The organism is Acidobacteriota bacterium (assembly GCA_022340665.1).
Classification (GTDB): domain Bacteria; phylum Acidobacteriota; class Thermoanaerobaculia; order Thermoanaerobaculales; family Sulfomarinibacteraceae; genus Sulfomarinibacter.
In genome coordinates this window covers 16,894-31,509 of the sequence record JAJDNM010000001.1, presented here as the reverse complement: position 1 = coordinate 31,509, position 14,616 = coordinate 16,894, and the positions used below count along the sequence as shown (strand labels likewise).

General features: G+C 63.5%; 13 protein-coding genes. 11 read left to right on the top strand and 2 right to left on the bottom strand.

Annotation, left to right across the window (positions count from 1 at the left end):
• Positions 1 to 252 precede the first annotated feature (252 nt).
• Positions 253 to 1,866, top strand: a complete 1,614-nt coding sequence (locus tag LJE93_00140; protein MCG6947315.1) for an arylsulfatase — start codon at positions 253 to 255, stop codon at positions 1,864 to 1,866.
• A 111-nt stretch (positions 1,867 to 1,977) separates the two neighbouring features.
• Positions 1,978 to 3,003, top strand: coding sequence for a haloacid dehalogenase-like hydrolase (locus LJE93_00135; protein ID MCG6947314.1), 1,026 nt, complete (start codon positions 1,978 to 1,980; stop codon positions 3,001 to 3,003).
• A gap of 84 nt (positions 3,004 to 3,087) precedes the next feature.
• On the opposite strand, the gene LJE93_00130 is transcribed toward LJE93_00135, so the two are convergent.
• A complete protein-coding gene (locus LJE93_00130; protein ID MCG6947313.1) occupies positions 3,088 to 3,618 on the bottom strand; it encodes a hypothetical protein in 531 nt (176 codons plus the stop codon).
• Between the two features lie 139 nt (positions 3,619 to 3,757).
• Here LJE93_00130 and LJE93_00125 point away from each other — a divergent pair, with 139 nt between their 5' ends.
• From LJE93_00125 to LJE93_00110, 4 genes are read left to right on the top strand one after another with little or no spacing between them, the layout of a single operon-like run.
• Complete coding sequence (locus LJE93_00125; protein MCG6947312.1) at positions 3,758 to 4,825, top strand: hypothetical protein; 1,068 nt, start codon at positions 3,758 to 3,760, stop codon at positions 4,823 to 4,825.
• A 58-nt stretch (positions 4,826 to 4,883) separates the two neighbouring features.
• Entirely contained in the window at positions 4,884 to 6,656 is a 1,773-nt protein-coding gene (locus LJE93_00120) for an ATP-binding cassette domain-containing protein (protein MCG6947311.1), read from the top strand.
• Positions 6,653 to 8,527: a histidine kinase gene (locus LJE93_00115; protein ID MCG6947310.1), complete on the top strand. Its 1,875-nt coding sequence runs from the start codon at positions 6,653 to 6,655 to the stop codon at positions 8,525 to 8,527. Before LJE93_00120 ends, LJE93_00115 begins: the two co-directional genes overlap by 4 nt.
• Complete coding sequence (locus LJE93_00110) at positions 8,481 to 9,131, top strand: response regulator transcription factor (GenBank protein ID MCG6947309.1); 651 nt, start codon at positions 8,481 to 8,483, stop codon at positions 9,129 to 9,131. The genes LJE93_00115 and LJE93_00110 overlap by 47 nt, the downstream gene beginning before the upstream one ends.
• A gap of 27 nt (positions 9,132 to 9,158) precedes the next feature.
• Here LJE93_00110 and LJE93_00105 read toward each other — a convergent pair whose 3' ends face one another.
• Positions 9,159 to 9,998: an META domain-containing protein gene (locus LJE93_00105; protein ID MCG6947308.1), complete on the bottom strand. Its 840-nt coding sequence runs from the start codon at positions 9,996 to 9,998 to the stop codon at positions 9,159 to 9,161.
• A 464-nt stretch (positions 9,999 to 10,462) separates the two neighbouring features.
• Here LJE93_00105 and LJE93_00100 point away from each other — a divergent pair, with 464 nt between their 5' ends.
• The 5 genes from LJE93_00100 (at position 10,463) to LJE93_00080 (ending at position 14,513) form a co-directional block, all read left to right on the top strand.
• Positions 10,463 to 11,836: a YbaY family lipoprotein gene (locus LJE93_00100; protein ID MCG6947307.1), complete on the top strand. Its 1,374-nt coding sequence runs from the start codon at positions 10,463 to 10,465 to the stop codon at positions 11,834 to 11,836.
• Between the two features lie 184 nt (positions 11,837 to 12,020).
• Positions 12,021 to 12,857, top strand: a complete 837-nt coding sequence (locus LJE93_00095; protein MCG6947306.1) for a zinc metalloprotease HtpX — start codon at positions 12,021 to 12,023, stop codon at positions 12,855 to 12,857.
• A 68-nt stretch (positions 12,858 to 12,925) separates the two neighbouring features.
• Positions 12,926 to 13,177 (top strand): GlsB/YeaQ/YmgE family stress response membrane protein, encoded by a 252-nt coding sequence (locus LJE93_00090; protein MCG6947305.1) that lies wholly within the window; start codon positions 12,926 to 12,928, stop codon positions 13,175 to 13,177.
• Positions 13,178 to 13,241: 64 nt separating this feature from the next.
• The gene (locus LJE93_00085; protein MCG6947304.1) at positions 13,242 to 13,925 is read left to right on the top strand and encodes a hypothetical protein; all 684 of its coding nucleotides are present in this window, start codon (positions 13,242 to 13,244) and stop codon (positions 13,923 to 13,925) included.
• 96 nt (positions 13,926 to 14,021) lie between these two features.
• Complete coding sequence (locus tag LJE93_00080) at positions 14,022 to 14,513, top strand: hypothetical protein (GenBank protein MCG6947303.1); 492 nt, start codon at positions 14,022 to 14,024, stop codon at positions 14,511 to 14,513.
• Positions 14,514 to 14,616 lie beyond the last annotated feature (103 nt).

The window sequence follows — 14,616 nt, the reverse complement described above, 5'->3', positions numbered from 1 at the left end:
GGGTGCTCCGTAAAGTACAAGACGAACTAGAAATCGGGAATGCCGGCCGCCCCCGTACAGTTTGTCATCCCGACCGAACGACCAGTTAATGCGAATGGTGGCTCTTCATGCTGGACGGAATTGACACTATGAATTTCGTTCTGTACAGTTTGTCAATTCTGCAAAGCGGATCGGTGAGCGCAAACAGTCATGCGACGTGAAAAAGTCGTGCGAGCCAACAATGTCGTGCGACCCAATAATAAGGAGGAAGAAATGAGAGAAGTTGTCTCGAAGAGGGCGTTACTGACAGGTCTCGTCCTCGGTCTGGCCGTGACGCTGGCCATCCCAGTGGCTGCCCAGGACAAACCAAACATCCTGGTCATCTGGGGTGACGACATCGGCACCTGGAACATCAGCCATAACAACCGCGGCATGATGGGTTACGAGACCCCCAACATCGACCGCATCGCCGACGAGGGCATCAGCTTCACCGACTACTACGCTCAGCAGAGCTGCACCGCCGGCCGCGCAGCGTTCATGGGCGGCACCGTCCCGGTGCGCACCGGCATGACCAAGGTCGGCCTGCCGGGCGCCAAGGAGGGCTGGCAGGAGCAAGACATCACCATCGCCGCCGTGCTCAAGGAGCAGGGCTACGCCACCGGCCAGTTCGGCAAGAACCACTTCGGCGATCGCGACGAGCACCTGCCCACCAACCACGGCTTCGACGAGTTCTTCGGCAACCTCTACCATTTGAACGCCGAGGAGGAGCCGGAGAATCGGGACTATCCGCGCGACTTCATCATGCCGGACGGCCGGACCTTTCTTGAGCACTACGGACCCCGCGGCGTGCTGAAGACCAAGGCCAACCCCGACGGCACCCAGACGATCGAGAACACCGGGCCCCTCACCAAGAAGCGGATGGAAACGATCGACGACGAGACGGTCGCCGCCGCCAAGGAGTTCATTCTCCGCCAGGAGGCGGCCGGGAAGCCGTGGTTCGTCTGGTGGAACGGAACGCGGATGCACTTCCGCACCCACGTCAAGGACGAGCACACCGGCCTCTCGGGACCGAACGGCAACGAGTACCACGACGGCATGGTGGAGCACGACATGCACGTGGGTGAGCTGCTCGACCTGCTCGACGAGCTCGGTATCGCCGACAACACGATCGTCCAGTACTCGACCGACAACGGGCCCCACTACAACACCTGGCCCGATGCCGGAACGACGCCGTTCCGCAAGGAGAAGAACTCCAACTGGGAAGGCGCCTATCGGGTGCCCGCCTTCGTCCGCTGGCCGGCGCAGTGGCCGGCCGGCGAGACCGTCAACGGCATCGTCGCCCACGAGGACTGGATGGTCACCTTCGCCGCCGCCGCCGGCAAGGACGACCTCAAAGAAGACATGCTCGACGGCTACGAGGCGATCGGCCGGACCTACCGTCAGCACCTCGACGGCTACGACATGAACGAGTACCTGGCGAATGCCGACAGCTACGAGAGCATCAGCGACAACATCAAAGCCTCGCCGCGCAAGGAGTTCATCTACGTCAATGACGACGGCGCCGTGGTCGCGATCCGTCTGTTCGATTGGAAGGGTGTGTTCCTCGAGAACCGTGCGGAGACCTTCCAGATCTGGCGGGAGCCGTTCACCGAGCTCCGCATGCCGCTGCTCTTCAACCTGCGGCGGGATCCCTTCGAGAAGGCGCAACACAACTCGAACACCTATCACGACTGGTTCCTGGATCGCGCGTTCGTTCTGGTGCCGATGCAGCAGGTTGCAGGCAAGTTCCTCGCGACCATGGCCGAGTACCCGCCGAGTCAGACGCCGGGCTCCTTCAACCTCGAGAAGGTGCAGGAGCAGATCGAAAACGCCGCGACCGGGAAGTGACGTAGGATTGGTTTGCGGTTCTGGGCCATGAACGTCAACTCTGCGGGGCACCGCTGGTAACGGTGCCCCGCGTTTTTTGCCCTGGGGGCCCGAAATTGAAAGGAGATCCCGATGCAGAATTCAAGTCAGACGCTGATACCCGGCCTCATGATATTCGGGGTGGTGGTTCTGGTGGGCTGCTCGGCACCGGCGCCGGTCGCCGAGCAACCGCAGCCGGCCGTCGACCGCCTGCCATCGTGGAACGACACCGCTGCGAGATCCACGATCGTCGACTTCGTGGAACGGGTGACCGATCCGCAGGGCCCCGACTTCGTTCCCGAGGCCGAGCGCATCGCCGTCTTCGACAACGACGGCACCCTGTGGTCGGAGCAGCCGGCCTACTTCCAGCTCTTCTTCGCCGTCGACCGAGTGAAGGCGATGGCGCCTGAGCATCCCGAGTGGAAGACGCAACAGCCGTTCAAGGCAGTGCTCGAGGACGACATGGAGGCGCTGGCCGCAGCCGGCGAGCACGGCGTCGTCGAGCTCGTCATGGCGAGTCATACGGGTGTGACGACGGTTGAGTTCGAAGCCATCGTCACGGACTGGATCGCCACCGCGAGGCACCCGAAGACCGGCCGCCTCTACACCGAGATGGTGTTCCAGCCCATGCTCGAGCTTCTCGACTACCTCCGGGCCAGCGGCTTCAAGACCTTCATCGTCTCCGGTGGCGGTATCGAGTTCATGCGCCCGTGGACCGAGGAGGTCTACGGCATTCCGCCCGAGCAGGTGGTGGGCTCGAGCGTCAAGACGAAGTTCGAGATGCGTGACGGCGAGCCCATCCTCGTCCGACTCCCTGAGATGAACTTCATCGACGACAAGGAGGGCAAGCCGGTCGGCATCAACTCCCACATCGGTCGGCGGCCGATCGCCGCCTTCGGCAACTCGGACGGGGACCTGCAGATGCTCCAGTGGACCGCGGCCGGTGATGGACCGTCGTTCTGCCTCTATGTCCACCACACCGACGCCGAGCGTGAGTGGGCATACGACCGGGGGTCCCACATCGGGGGCCTGGACAAGGGGCTGGACGAGGCCGCCGCCCGTGGCTGGACGGTAGTCGACATGAAGAGCGACTGGAAGGTGGTGTACCCGCCGAACTAACCAGCGGTATTCATGACCCCCTGCTGCGTGCGGTACTTCGCCGGTGCAGCAGAAGCTTCATGAATAGTCCGGGCTAAGAGTCCGTCAGATGGCGGCCCCGAGACCGAAGATCGTCGCGATCACTCCGGTGATGGCCACCACCGGTCCCAAACCCAGGACCCTGAGGAAGAAATCGATCGATTTCTCGAAGTACAGGCCAAGCAAGAAGAGTCCCGCGAGAATCGCGAGGATAAAGACGGCGGCGACCGTCATGAAGGTCGCGCCGGCGAACTCGGTGTTCCGCAAATTGAGGAAAAGGACGAACAGTCCCACACCGACGATGCCGACCACGATGAAGGTGACCGGTAGCTTTCTCAAGGGCCGCGCGCAGAGACAGAGTCCGAGTGCGACCATCACCAGGAACGTGATGGGCGAAAACCAGGTGAGTTGCTCTCCGCTCATCACGATCAGGATCGGCAGGGCCAGCGTCACGATGCCCCCGATCAGGCCCAGCGCCTTGAGGAAATCACTCTCCTTCTTCTTGCGATTGAACGTCCGGTTGATCCCGAGCACGACGGCCAGAATCCCGACGCCGACCAGGACCCACGGGTACCCGGAAACCAGCGATGCAGCCATGCACACCTCCCTTTTCGAAAATAGCTTCTGTGCGGTAAGTATAGGCGTAATTGGAAAGACTGTGTGAATAGTGGTGCCGCGGGCTGCTGATTGGTGCTGTAGAATACCGGAACTGTACCGGCGACAAAGGAGAGGGCTCATGGGAACGGTCCCGAGATACGTTGCGCTTGCCACCACGATCGTGGTGCTGACCGCGGGTTGCACGAGTTTTGGCCCGGAAGTCGTGGAGCGTGACAACTTCGACTATGCGGACGCGATGCGCGAAGCGTGGAAGGAGCAGATGCTCTTCAACATGGTTGGCCTGCGCTACGCGGAGCCCCCGCAGTTCCTCCGCGTGACCTCGGTCATCAACCAATACTCCATCGACGGCCGGTTGACCGCAGCCTCCCCGCCGTACTCGGGATCCGGGCCCGCGGCGCCGCCTCTCAGCGCGACCGCCGGGTACGCGGATCGACCGACTATCACCTATGCACCGATGACCGGCGCTGATTTCACCCGCAGCGTCATGACGCCGATTCCGCCGTCGACCGTCATGTCCATGATCCAGGCCGGCTGGCGCGCCGAAACGGTTCTGCGGCTCGGGGTGCGGGCGATCAACGGCGTCTACGCTGCAGATCTCGTCGGTCGGCCGAGCTCTCGCGCCGAGTACTACGAGATGGTGTTGTTGATGCAGAAGCTCCAGACCTCGGGCAACCTCGCCTTTCGCGTCAGGAAGACAGCGAGCGGCGACGTGACGCTGCTCATCGTCCGCAGTCCGGCCACCGAGGAACTGGAGCTCACGATGGCCCGACTGGGCGAGATTCTCGGGCTCGATCCGAAGTTGAATGAGTACCGGCTGGTCTTCGGACATCAGTCGAGCGGCGGGAATGAGGTCGCAGTTCTCTCGAAGTCCATCCTCGAAATGCTCCTGGACCTGTCCATGTGGATCGACGTGCCGCCCGAGCACGTGGAGTCCGGGCGAACTACGCCTTCGCCGGAAACCACCCTCGAGGAAGATCTCGGTTTCGAGCGGATGATCACCGTGCACTCCTCGAGCGAGAAACCGGATGAAGCGTACACGATGGTCGAGTACCACAATCGATGGTTCTGGATCGACGAAACCGATTTCGCGTCGAAGAAGACGCTGGCCTTCATGCAGCTCCTGTTTTCGCTCGCCGAGTCAGGAGCCAGCGCTGAGGTGCCGACGGTCACGGTGGACGCGGGCTGACATCCGGCACGGGCACCGGCCTCGGGAAGCGGAATCGGACATCGGGTAGGGTTGGTTCGTGGCTGACGAGAGCTCATCGATCGAGAACGGCCGGAAGACCGAGGCGCAGGTCCCAGTGGGTCGGCTGCTCGCACTGGCGGTGGCTGAGTGGCCAAGGCTGGCGGTGGCAACCGTGTTCCTGCTGCTCGCCGGTGTCACCGGGCTGGCATACCCGAAGGTCATCGGGATCCTCATCGATGCGGCGGTCGAGGGTGGAATCGCCACCATCAACCGCGCGGCTGTCGCGATGGCGATCATCTTCGCGGTCCAGGCGACGGCGGCCGCCCTTCGCTACTACCTGTTCACCATCGCCGGCGAGCGCATCGTGACCCGCTTGCGCGAGCAGGTCTACCGTTCGGTGGTCGATCAGGAAATCGGCTTCTTCGATGCGCGAAAGACCGGAGAGCTGACCAGCCGGCTGACCGCCGACGCCACCGTGGTCCAGAGCGCCGTCAGCATCAATCTCTCCATGGGGCTTCGCAATCTCCTCATGGTGGTCGGTGGACTCGGGTTGCTGTTGGTTTCGTCGTGGCGCCTGACCGCCTTCATGCTCGCCCTGGTGCCGCCGGTGGCTCTGGGGGCCGTGGTCGTCGGACGCCGCCTGTCGAAGCTGTCCAAGCAGTCCCAGGATGCCCTCGCCCGCGCCAACGAGGCGGCCGAGGAATCCATCGCCGGAATCCGCACCGTTCGCTCCTTCTCCCGCGAGGAGGACGAGGCCCTGCGCTACGGGGATCGGATCTGGGAGTCCTTTCGCGTGTCGCGACGGAGGGCGAGGGTGGTCGCGGGCTTCATCGGTGCTATGAACATCGCCGCCTTCGGTTCGGTATCGGCGGTGCTCTGGTTCGGCGGCCGCATGGTGATGGCGGGCGACCTGACGGTCGGTGAGCTGGCATCGTTCATGCTCTACACACTGATCGTGGCCGCATCGCTGAACGTGCTCGCCAACCTCTGGTCCGATTTCGCGCGGGCTCGCGGCGCCTCGCAGCGGATTTTCGAGCTGATCGACCGAAGCCCGACGGTGGACGCCGGTGGAGGTCTGGTTCCCGACCGGGTGGCCGGCCTGGTCGAGTTCGACGACGTGGATTTCGCCTATCCGGTTCGGCCGGAGTCCAAGGTCCTCGAGCAGGTGAATCTGCGTCTTGAGCCCGGCAAGGTGATGGCCCTCGTCGGACCCTCCGGGGCCGGGAAATCGACGGTGGCCGCTCTCCTGCTGCGTCTTTACGACCCCGACGACGGGACCATCAGTCTCGATGCCTGCGACCTCCGGCGACTGGACGCGAAATGGCTACGCACCCAGATCGGCACGGTCGCCCAGGAGCCGGTGCTCTTCTCGACCACCGTCGCCGCCAACATCCGGTACGGCAGGCCCGAGGCGTCGGATCGGATGGTCGAGATCGCCGCGCGCGCAGCCAACGCCCACGATTTCATCTCCGAGCTTCCCGACGGATACGAGACCGAGGTCGGCGAGCGTGGGGTGCGGCTTTCCGGTGGCCAGAAGCAGCGGGTGGCCATCGCCCGGGCCCTGCTCAAGGACCCGCCGATCCTGATTCTGGACGAGGCGACCTCGTCCCTCGACGCGGAGTCCGAGTCGCTGGTCCAGGACGCACTGCAGAAGCTCATGGCGCGACGCACGAGCCTCGTGATCGCGCACCGCCTCTCGACGGTGAGGGACGCCGACAACGTTGCCGTGATCGACGGTGGCCGGGTGATCGAGACCGGCACTCACGGTCAGCTGATGAACTCCGACGGCCTCTACCGTCGCCTGGTCAGGAGACAGCTGGTCGAGGGATGAGGTGTATACTCGGGAACCTTATGTGCCGGGTCTATGCGGACAAGCTGCTATCGGCTAACTTGCGGCGAGGGCTGGGTTTGGCCACCTGTCTAGCGGTGACAATGGGCGCGCCGGCCGCCGTGTTTGCCGCCAACGACGCGTTGGCCGGGCTGCGCCGGACCCGTTCGGTCCTGGTCGTCGAGCCCGATCGCTTGGAGCTCCCGGCCTACGCAGAGATCAACAGTGCATTTCGCACTGCGCTTCGTGATGCCTCTGACAAGCCGGTGCAGGTGTTCTTCGAAAACCTCGATCTGGCGCGTTTCAACCGCGAGAGGTACCTTGATGACATGGGACGTTGGCTCGCAACCAAGTACCGCGATCGGCAGTTGGACGCGTTGGTTGCGGTCGGCCCCTCCGCGTATCGAGCGGTGGCTCAGTGGCGGCCCGACCTGTGGCCCGGAGTCCCCATGGTGTTCGCCGGCGTGGATCGCAATACCTTCGAGGCTGTGGGGCGCCTGCCGAACGTGACCGGGATATGGGCCGAGTTCGGACATCTGGACACGGTCCGGGTGGCGCTCGAGCTGCTGCCGGCCACCCGCCACCTGGTCATCGTGGGCGGCATGCCAAGACAGGATCCACTGGCGGGAGTGCTGGCGGCCGAGCTGGTGGAAGCATTCGGCGATAAACTCGAGATCGTTGATCTGACAGGCCAGCGGATCGACCTCATCCTGGAGCGGACCCGCCAGCTGCCGGACGACAGTATCATCCTGTTAACAAGCATGACGGTCGATGGCGCAGGGCAGCCCTTCAGTGGCCTCGAAGTATGTACGCTCCTCGACGGTGAGGCCAATGCCCCGATCTTCGGGTGGCTCAGCACCTATTTGGGTGCGGGCGTTGTTGGCGGCATGCTGCTCGATCTCGAGGCCATCGGTCTCGAGACAGCAGAGCTCTTGGGACACGTGCTTTCGGGTGAGGATGCGGGTTCGATCGATGTCGTTCCCTCGAACGCGAATCGACTGGCGTTCGACTGGAGACAGCTCGAAAAGTGGAGGATTCCGAGGCGCCGGCTGCCGGAGGGGAGCTCGGTCGAGCTGCGGCCGCCATCGGTCTGGGAGGAGCACCGAGGGACGATACTGCAGGCGATCATCATCATGGGCCTGCAGGGCGTGTTGATTCTGGCCCTTCTCCGGTCGCGCCAGAGACGGCTCGAGGCAAATCGCGAGCTGCACATGCTCAGCGGACGGCTGATCACGGCCCAGGAGGACGAGCGGTGGCGTGTCGCCAGGGAGCTTCACGACGATATCGGCCAGCGGCTCGCGTTGCTGGCGATCGAGTGCGAATCGGGTCCGATGAACGGAGATGGACTCGGGGAGCTGTCGTCGAAGGTGAATGACCTCGCCCGGGACGTGTATGCGATCGCTCACAATCTCCAGCCGTCGCGACTCGAATCTCTTGGTCTGGCCGCGGAGCTCAGGGCGTACTGCGAGGAGATCGAGAGGCGCCTCGGCATGCGTGTCAGGTGCCGCGTCGCAGCGCCATCGACAACGCTCCCGTCCGCGATCTCACTCTCGCTCTATCGGGTGGTGCAGGAGGCGGTGCAGAACGCCGTCCGGCACAGCGGCGCGGACGAGATCGATGTGGAGCTCGACGTCTCCCCGAGGTGGGCCTCCGTGACGATCGCGGACAATGGGAGAGGCCTCAAATGGGAGGACGCCGAAAGGAACCTGGGCCTCGGCATCACGGGAATGAAGGAACGCCTCAGGCTGGTGGAGGGATGGTTGGATCTGCAGAGTATTGCCGACGAGGGCACCACAGTGACCGCGTGGGCGCCGCTGCACAAAGAGAATGGAGCGAAGGCGAGCGATGGCGCGGCCGCGGATTCTGATCGCTGACGATCACGCCCTTTTGCTCGACGCATTCGAGCGTCTGCTCGAGCAGGAGTTCGAGGTCGTGGGCAAGGCGACCGACGGCCGTGAGGTCGTCGCCATGGCTCAGGATATCGAACCGGATGCGATCGTCGCCGACATGACGATGCCCGGGCTCAACGGTCTTGACGCGGCGCGACAGGTTCTCGCAGAGCTGCCGAGCACGCGCATCGTTCTCCTGACGGTCCACGAGGATGCCGTGCTGGCCGCCGAGGCTCTGCGAAGCGGTGTGTCCGGTTACGTCGTCAAGCGATCGGCGGCCGGGGAGCTTCAACAGGCTCTGCGAGACGCTCTGGCGGGGCGCACCTATTTGACGCCGCTGGTCGCCGACGGAGACAGCGAGGCCCTCCTGCTCGAGAAGGGCGAGCCGTCACCGGTCGATCGCCTGACGCCGCGCGAGCGCGAGGTCCTGCAACTGCTGGCCGAAGGCTACTCGATGAAAGAGATTGGCGTACGCCTCGGCATCACCGCTCGAACGGTGGCGTTCCACAAGTACCAGATGAGCGAGAAGCTCGGCGTGCGCTCGACCGCCGAGCTCGTCCGATTCGCGATCGAGCACTGCCTTGCCTGAGCGCTCCTGGCGATTTCCGGAAGGACGCTACTCCTTGGCCCGGAGCTTGACGGCCAGCGCTCCGTCCTCGCGACGCAGCTCGAGTGTGTCGCCGTCGATCCGATAGGTCGCCACGGTGGCGAGGGCGGCCAGGAACTGGTCCTCCTGCTCCATGATGCCGTCCGGCCTGGCGCACATCTTCCGCGTGCCCGCGGCCGGGCCGAGGCGAAGGGTGTCGCCCTCGATCTCGTACTCTCCGCGGAAGGTGTTGCAGCCTGAGCTTCCACCGTACCCTCCATCCGAGAAGACTGCTGACAGCTCGGTACCGGCGAGCACGCTGACGACACCACCCTTGCCGTTGTTGAATCCGGTCACCGCCCACTCGGTGCCTTCGAGGGCTGCCGGCGGCCGTTCGACGAAGTCGAGCACCTGGCCGCCCGAGCACGTGATTCGGAGCGCGTCACCGTCGATCTCGAATGTCTCGGCCCGTTCGATCGCAGCCAGATACGCCTGTTCCTGATCCGCCAGTTCCGGCGTGAGGCATGCCATCTGGGTCGAACCTCCGTTGCTGATCTCCAGCTGCTCGCCATCCACCGAGTACTGAGCGAAGTACTGGTTACAGGTGGCGTTGCCGGAGACCCGGTGTTTGAGCGCATCGAAGGTCGCGGTCACCGCTTTGCCGCTCGCCACCGGGGCTTTCGGGTCGGTGGGATCGCCGTGAGCGACCAGGACCCAGGTCCGACCCTCGAGCGGGGCCGGCGTGACGGGCTCTTGTGCTGTCATTTCAGTCTTCCCCTCGTTCTCGTCTGCAGGAGTGCAGGCCGTCATCGCCAGCGCGACAGATACAACGCAACCCAGTGCAGTCGCGAGGTTCAAATTGGTTTTCATCAGTCTCCTCCTTCAAGCTCTTCTTCCCTCGGCTCGCGATTCCCTGCCGTGAGTGGTTGAATTCGAGGTGGCGACTGCTCAAACCGGGAGGCTTTCCATCGCTTTGCCAGCGGCTGCCTGTCGCCTCGATGCACCTTCCGCGATCATAGCTTTCGGATCGATTATCGCCGAATCCGCGCCGACCACACCTGTCAATAGTGACAGTTGTGCTGCATTTCCCTCAAAGCTATGAATTCTCGATACTCAATGGTGATTTGGATCGGCTCGATCGTGGAGGTGGAAGCGGTGCGCGCGCTCGCGGACGGCCGACTGGACGCGCAGGTCGCCTGTCGAGTGCGGCCGATAATCAGGCGGTCATCGACCGAAGGAGGACGGAAGACATGCGACGCGGCGGGGGACGATCGAGTGGCGAATCTGTATGCGGTGCCGGCGGACCGATCCGGAGAGCGAAACTCAGACCGAGGATGGTTTTCGTCATGATCATCATGGTGGTCGCAGGTGGTGCCGGGCTCGGGGAGGCCGAGGATGCAGTTCGCGGCACGGCCATGTATCGCGAGCGCGTGGCGCTGCCGCCCAACGCGGTTTTCGAGGCGATCCTCGAGGATGTTTCGCGCGCGGATGCAAAAGCCGAGGTACTCGGACGCGAGCGAATCGAGTCGCCGAGCGTGCCGATACGGTTCGAAATACCCTACGACCCTTCGAGGATCGACGAGCGGCACGCCTACGCAGTGCGGGCGTGGATTCTGGTCGGCGGCGACCTGAGGTTCACCTCTGACACGGTGTATCCGGTTCTGACTCGGGGTGCGGGGGACGAGGTGGAGATTCTGCTGCGGGGCGTCGGGGGCAGCCGCAGTGGAACGGCGTCTCCGTTGAGAGGGCTGCCGGCTGCCTTCTCGGGTGATCTTCCCTGCGCGGACTGTGAAGGTATCCGCTACCAGCTCGATCTGGTATCCGACTCTGCGTACTTTCTCCGTACCACCTACATCGGTCGCGGCGAGCACGCAGTTTCCGATCGGATCGGATCGTGGTCGACCGTCAGCGGCGGCGAAAAGATTGTGCTGTGGAACGACGCCGGGCCGGCTGAGCAGTTCCAGATAGTCGACTCGAGCACCCTGCGTAAGCTCGACCGCGAAGGCCACCGGATCGAATCGGTTCTGAATTACGATCTCACGAGGGTTGCAGACGGTCCGGCGCTCGAACCGCAACTCGCCATGCGTGGGATGTACCGGAGCACCGCTGCCGGGGGAGAAATTATCGAGTGTCAATCGGGCCTCGAGTTGCTGGTTGCCGGGGAAGGTGACGCACCGGCCCTCGAGGAGGTGGCGTCACGGGCGTTGGAAACTGACAGAGGCTCGGTCCTTGTGAGTTTCAGCGGCCGGATCGAACTCCGGCCCGTGGCCGAGAGCGGGGGCCTTCGCCGGGTGGTCGTGGTCGAGCGGTTCGACGGAGTATGGCCGCGCGAGACCTGCGGCGCACGCGGGGTCGCGTCGGAGCTCGAAGGCTCCCGCTGGGTTCCAACCAGGATCGCTGGAGAGCCGGTGGCGGTTGGCGCAGGAGGCCGGGAGGCCTATTTCGTTCTGCAGCCGGAAGGACAACAATTGACAGGTTTCGCCGGTTGCAACCAGCTGGTCGGGCGGTATCTGGTCGAGGGAACCAGCCTGCGATTCTCGGGGATCGCCAAGACCGGCAAGGCCTGCCTCCAGGGCATGGACGTCGAAGCGGCCTTCACCGCTGCGCTCGAGAAGACGCGCAGCTTTCGGCTCTTCAGCCAGCATCTCGAACTGCTCGACGAGTCGGGAGCGGTGATCGCTCGGCTCGAGTCGAGAAATCTCGGCTAGCCAGGTGAGATCGTGCTGGCTGTGATTGCCGGGTCCTGGCGTGGCGCCGCACCTGTCACAACTGACAGTTGCAGCGGATTCGGAACCGCTACTAAGGTATCCGCATTCGCCAGAGGAAAGGGGCGCGGGACAGAGCGGCGTTGGCCGCGGGTTGTTCATCGGTGACGATGTGGAGGATTGGACCATGGGAAATTTCTTGAAGACGACGATCCTGATGATTGTACTCACAGTCCTCTTCGTCTGGCTCGGCGGTGCGATCGGCGGCCGTGAGGGCGCGGTCACGGCATTTCTCATGGCTGCCGGCATCAATTTCTTTGCCTACTTCTTCTCCGACAAGATGGTCCTGAAGCGCTACCGCGCGCGTGAGGTCGACGCCCGAACCGAACCGAGGCTGCACGGAATCGTTTCCAAGCTGGCCTCGGAGGCCGATCTGCCGATGCCCAAGGTGTACGTGGTCCCGGACCGGGTGCCGAATGCCTTCGCCACCGGGCGCAACCCACGCCATGCGGCGGTTGCCGCCACCGAGGGCATTCTCGCCCTGCTCGATGACGACGAGCTGGAGGGCGTTGTCGGACACGAGCTCGCCCACGTCAAGCACAGAGATATTCTCACCGGAACGATTGCGGCGACCGTCGCGGGCGCGATCGCGATGATGGGTCGATTCGCAAAGAGCGGACAGGGCCAGGGCTCGTCCTCGAACATTTTCGCCGTGATGCTGGCGGCGGTCGGCGCTCCGCTCGCGGCGGTGGTGATTCGCATGACCATATCGAGGGTGCGCGAGTACGCGGCCGATGACGGTGGAGCCGAGATCAGCGGCAAGCCGAACTCGCTCGCGGATGCTTTGGAGAAGCTGTCAGGAGTTGGTGGGCGTCGCGGAATCTTGCAGCATCTCAACTCCGCTCACGCCCACATGTTCATCGTCAACCCGCTTCGCGGTAGCCGCGGGATGACCTCGCTGTTGGCCTCACACCCGCCGATGGAGGAACGGGTTCGACGGCTGCGGGAGATGGTATCGGAGTAGAAAATGGCGTATGATCCGGAAATCTCACCGGACTGGAAGTGTTGCGAACAACAGGAAAGGAGGAGGGAATGCTTGACATCATTGTCGCCGTAATCATCGGAGGTGTCGTCGGTTGGCTCGGCAGTCTTGTCATGAAGACTGACGCCCAGATGGGATATCTCGCAAACATCGTGGTCGGGATCATAGGGTCCTTCGCCGGCTTCTGGATCGCCGGTCTTCTGGGGCTGTCCGCGGGTGGTCCGATCATCCGCTGGGTGATCGCCGTCGTCGGAGCGATCATCCTGATTGGAATCCTCAAGGCTTTGAACCTGTTTAAGTGATGTATAGGGTCTGAACGTGGGTGGGTTAGCAACTCGAGAAATGACAGAGAAAGGAAGAAGGAAGATGAAGAAGTTCGTTTTTGTGTTCGCAGTGATCGCAGTGATGGCGTTGGCGTCGGTGGCGGTCGCCCAGGTGACCACCTATGACGTCCGCTCTGGCGTGGTCGTGTCGGTCTACGGGAACAACCTCGTTGTCCGTGAGAACGGCGTCAACAAAGAGTACGAAATCCCGGAGGATTTCCGCTTCGACATCGACGGCAGGATGCTGTCGGTGCACGAGTTGAAGCCGGGCATGATCCTCACAGCCACGGTAAAGACGACCACGACGCCACAGGTCGTGTATAACGAGGAAATCAGGGAGGGCAGAATCCTCAAGGTTGTCGGCAGGACAGTGGTCGTGCGCACCGACGAGGGCACCAAGACCTTCCGCGATGTTCCGAGCGATTTCATTTTCTACGTGGACGGCGAGGAGAAGACCGTCTATGACCTCCGCGAGGGCATGAATGTGACGGCGAACATCATCTCCGAGCAGAGGGCCGAGGTCAGCACCACAGAGGTCGGCGTCACCGGCACCAACGCTGCGCGCGTGGCCGTGGCGAAGAAGGCGGTGGAGTACAAGAAGGCCCAGGAGCCCCCCACGGAGACCTACCTGCCGAAGACCGCCAGCCGCCTGCCGTTGGCCGGCCTGGCCGGACTTCTGCTGATCGCCGTGTCCATCGGCATCGCAGTCACGCGTCGTTTCGTCTGAGCGAAGGAGTTCGATTTACTGCCGGCTGCGGGAATGGCCGCTCGACCCCCCTCGAGCGGCCGCCCCGCGGTACGGCGTTTTTGTTGGAGGAATTTCATGAGCAGCAAGGACAACTTCACCCCCGAAGAGTGGAAGCAGATCGTCCAGTCGCCGATGCTGGCCGGCCTGGCGGTGACGGCCGCTGATCCGGGCGGGCTGTGGAGTGCGATCAAGGAAGGCTCGGGATTGGCGAAGTCCCTGGTCGAGGCGAAAATGGGGTCTGCAGAGGCCGATATCTTGACGGATATCGCCTCCACCTTCGACACCTCCGAGGGGCGTCGCATGGCACAGGACGAAGTCAAGGATCTCTTCCGCGGCAAGAAGGCCGCCGAGGCGTCGCAGGCTGCGGTCGACCGTCTCGGGGAAATCTCCGCCATCGTCGAGGCGAAGGCGCCCGAGCAGGCTGCGGCCTACAAGGACTGGCTGCGAGCGACCGCTCAGAAGGTGGCCGAGGCCGGCACCGAGGGCGGATTCTTGGGCTTCGGCGGCGAGAAAGTCTCGGACGCCGAGCGCAGGACCCTGGCCGATATCGATGAGGTGCTTGGTTAATTCTGATCGCCCAATCGGCTAACGGCCCGGCCGTCGCCGGGCCCCCGGTGCCCCCGGCACCGACTCCACGGTGTTCGACACAATCATTCAGAAGGTCTCGTCG

What these genes read in the sequence shown, in the direction of transcription:
- LJE93_00080 (MCG6947303.1), top strand. Translation starts at nt 14,022, where the DNA reads ATGAGCAGCAAGGACAACTTCACCCCCGAAGAGTGGAAGCAGATCGTC.
- LJE93_00095 (MCG6947306.1), top strand. Translation starts at nt 12,021, where the DNA reads ATGGGAAATTTCTTGAAGACGACGATCCTGATGATTGTACTCACAGTC.
- LJE93_00135 (MCG6947314.1), top strand. Translation starts at nt 1,978, where the DNA reads ATGCAGAATTCAAGTCAGACGCTGATACCCGGCCTCATGATATTCGGG.
- LJE93_00100 (MCG6947307.1), top strand. Translation starts at nt 10,463, where the DNA reads ATGGTTTTCGTCATGATCATCATGGTGGTCGCAGGTGGTGCCGGGCTC.
- LJE93_00140 (MCG6947315.1), top strand. Translation starts at nt 253, where the DNA reads ATGAGAGAAGTTGTCTCGAAGAGGGCGTTACTGACAGGTCTCGTCCTC.
- LJE93_00110 (MCG6947309.1), top strand. Translation starts at nt 8,481, where the DNA reads ATGGAGCGAAGGCGAGCGATGGCGCGGCCGCGGATTCTGATCGCTGAC.
- LJE93_00085 (MCG6947304.1), top strand. Translation starts at nt 13,242, where the DNA reads ATGAAGAAGTTCGTTTTTGTGTTCGCAGTGATCGCAGTGATGGCGTTG.
- LJE93_00125 (MCG6947312.1), top strand. Translation starts at nt 3,758, where the DNA reads ATGGGAACGGTCCCGAGATACGTTGCGCTTGCCACCACGATCGTGGTG.
- LJE93_00105 (MCG6947308.1), bottom strand. Translation starts at nt 9,998, where the DNA reads ATGAAAACCAATTTGAACCTCGCGACTGCACTGGGTTGCGTTGTATCT.
- LJE93_00130 (MCG6947313.1), bottom strand. Translation starts at nt 3,618, where the DNA reads ATGGCTGCATCGCTGGTTTCCGGGTACCCGTGGGTCCTGGTCGGCGTC.
- LJE93_00090 (MCG6947305.1), top strand. Translation starts at nt 12,926, where the DNA reads ATGCTTGACATCATTGTCGCCGTAATCATCGGAGGTGTCGTCGGTTGG.
- LJE93_00115 (MCG6947310.1), top strand. Translation starts at nt 6,653, where the DNA reads ATGAGGTGTATACTCGGGAACCTTATGTGCCGGGTCTATGCGGACAAG.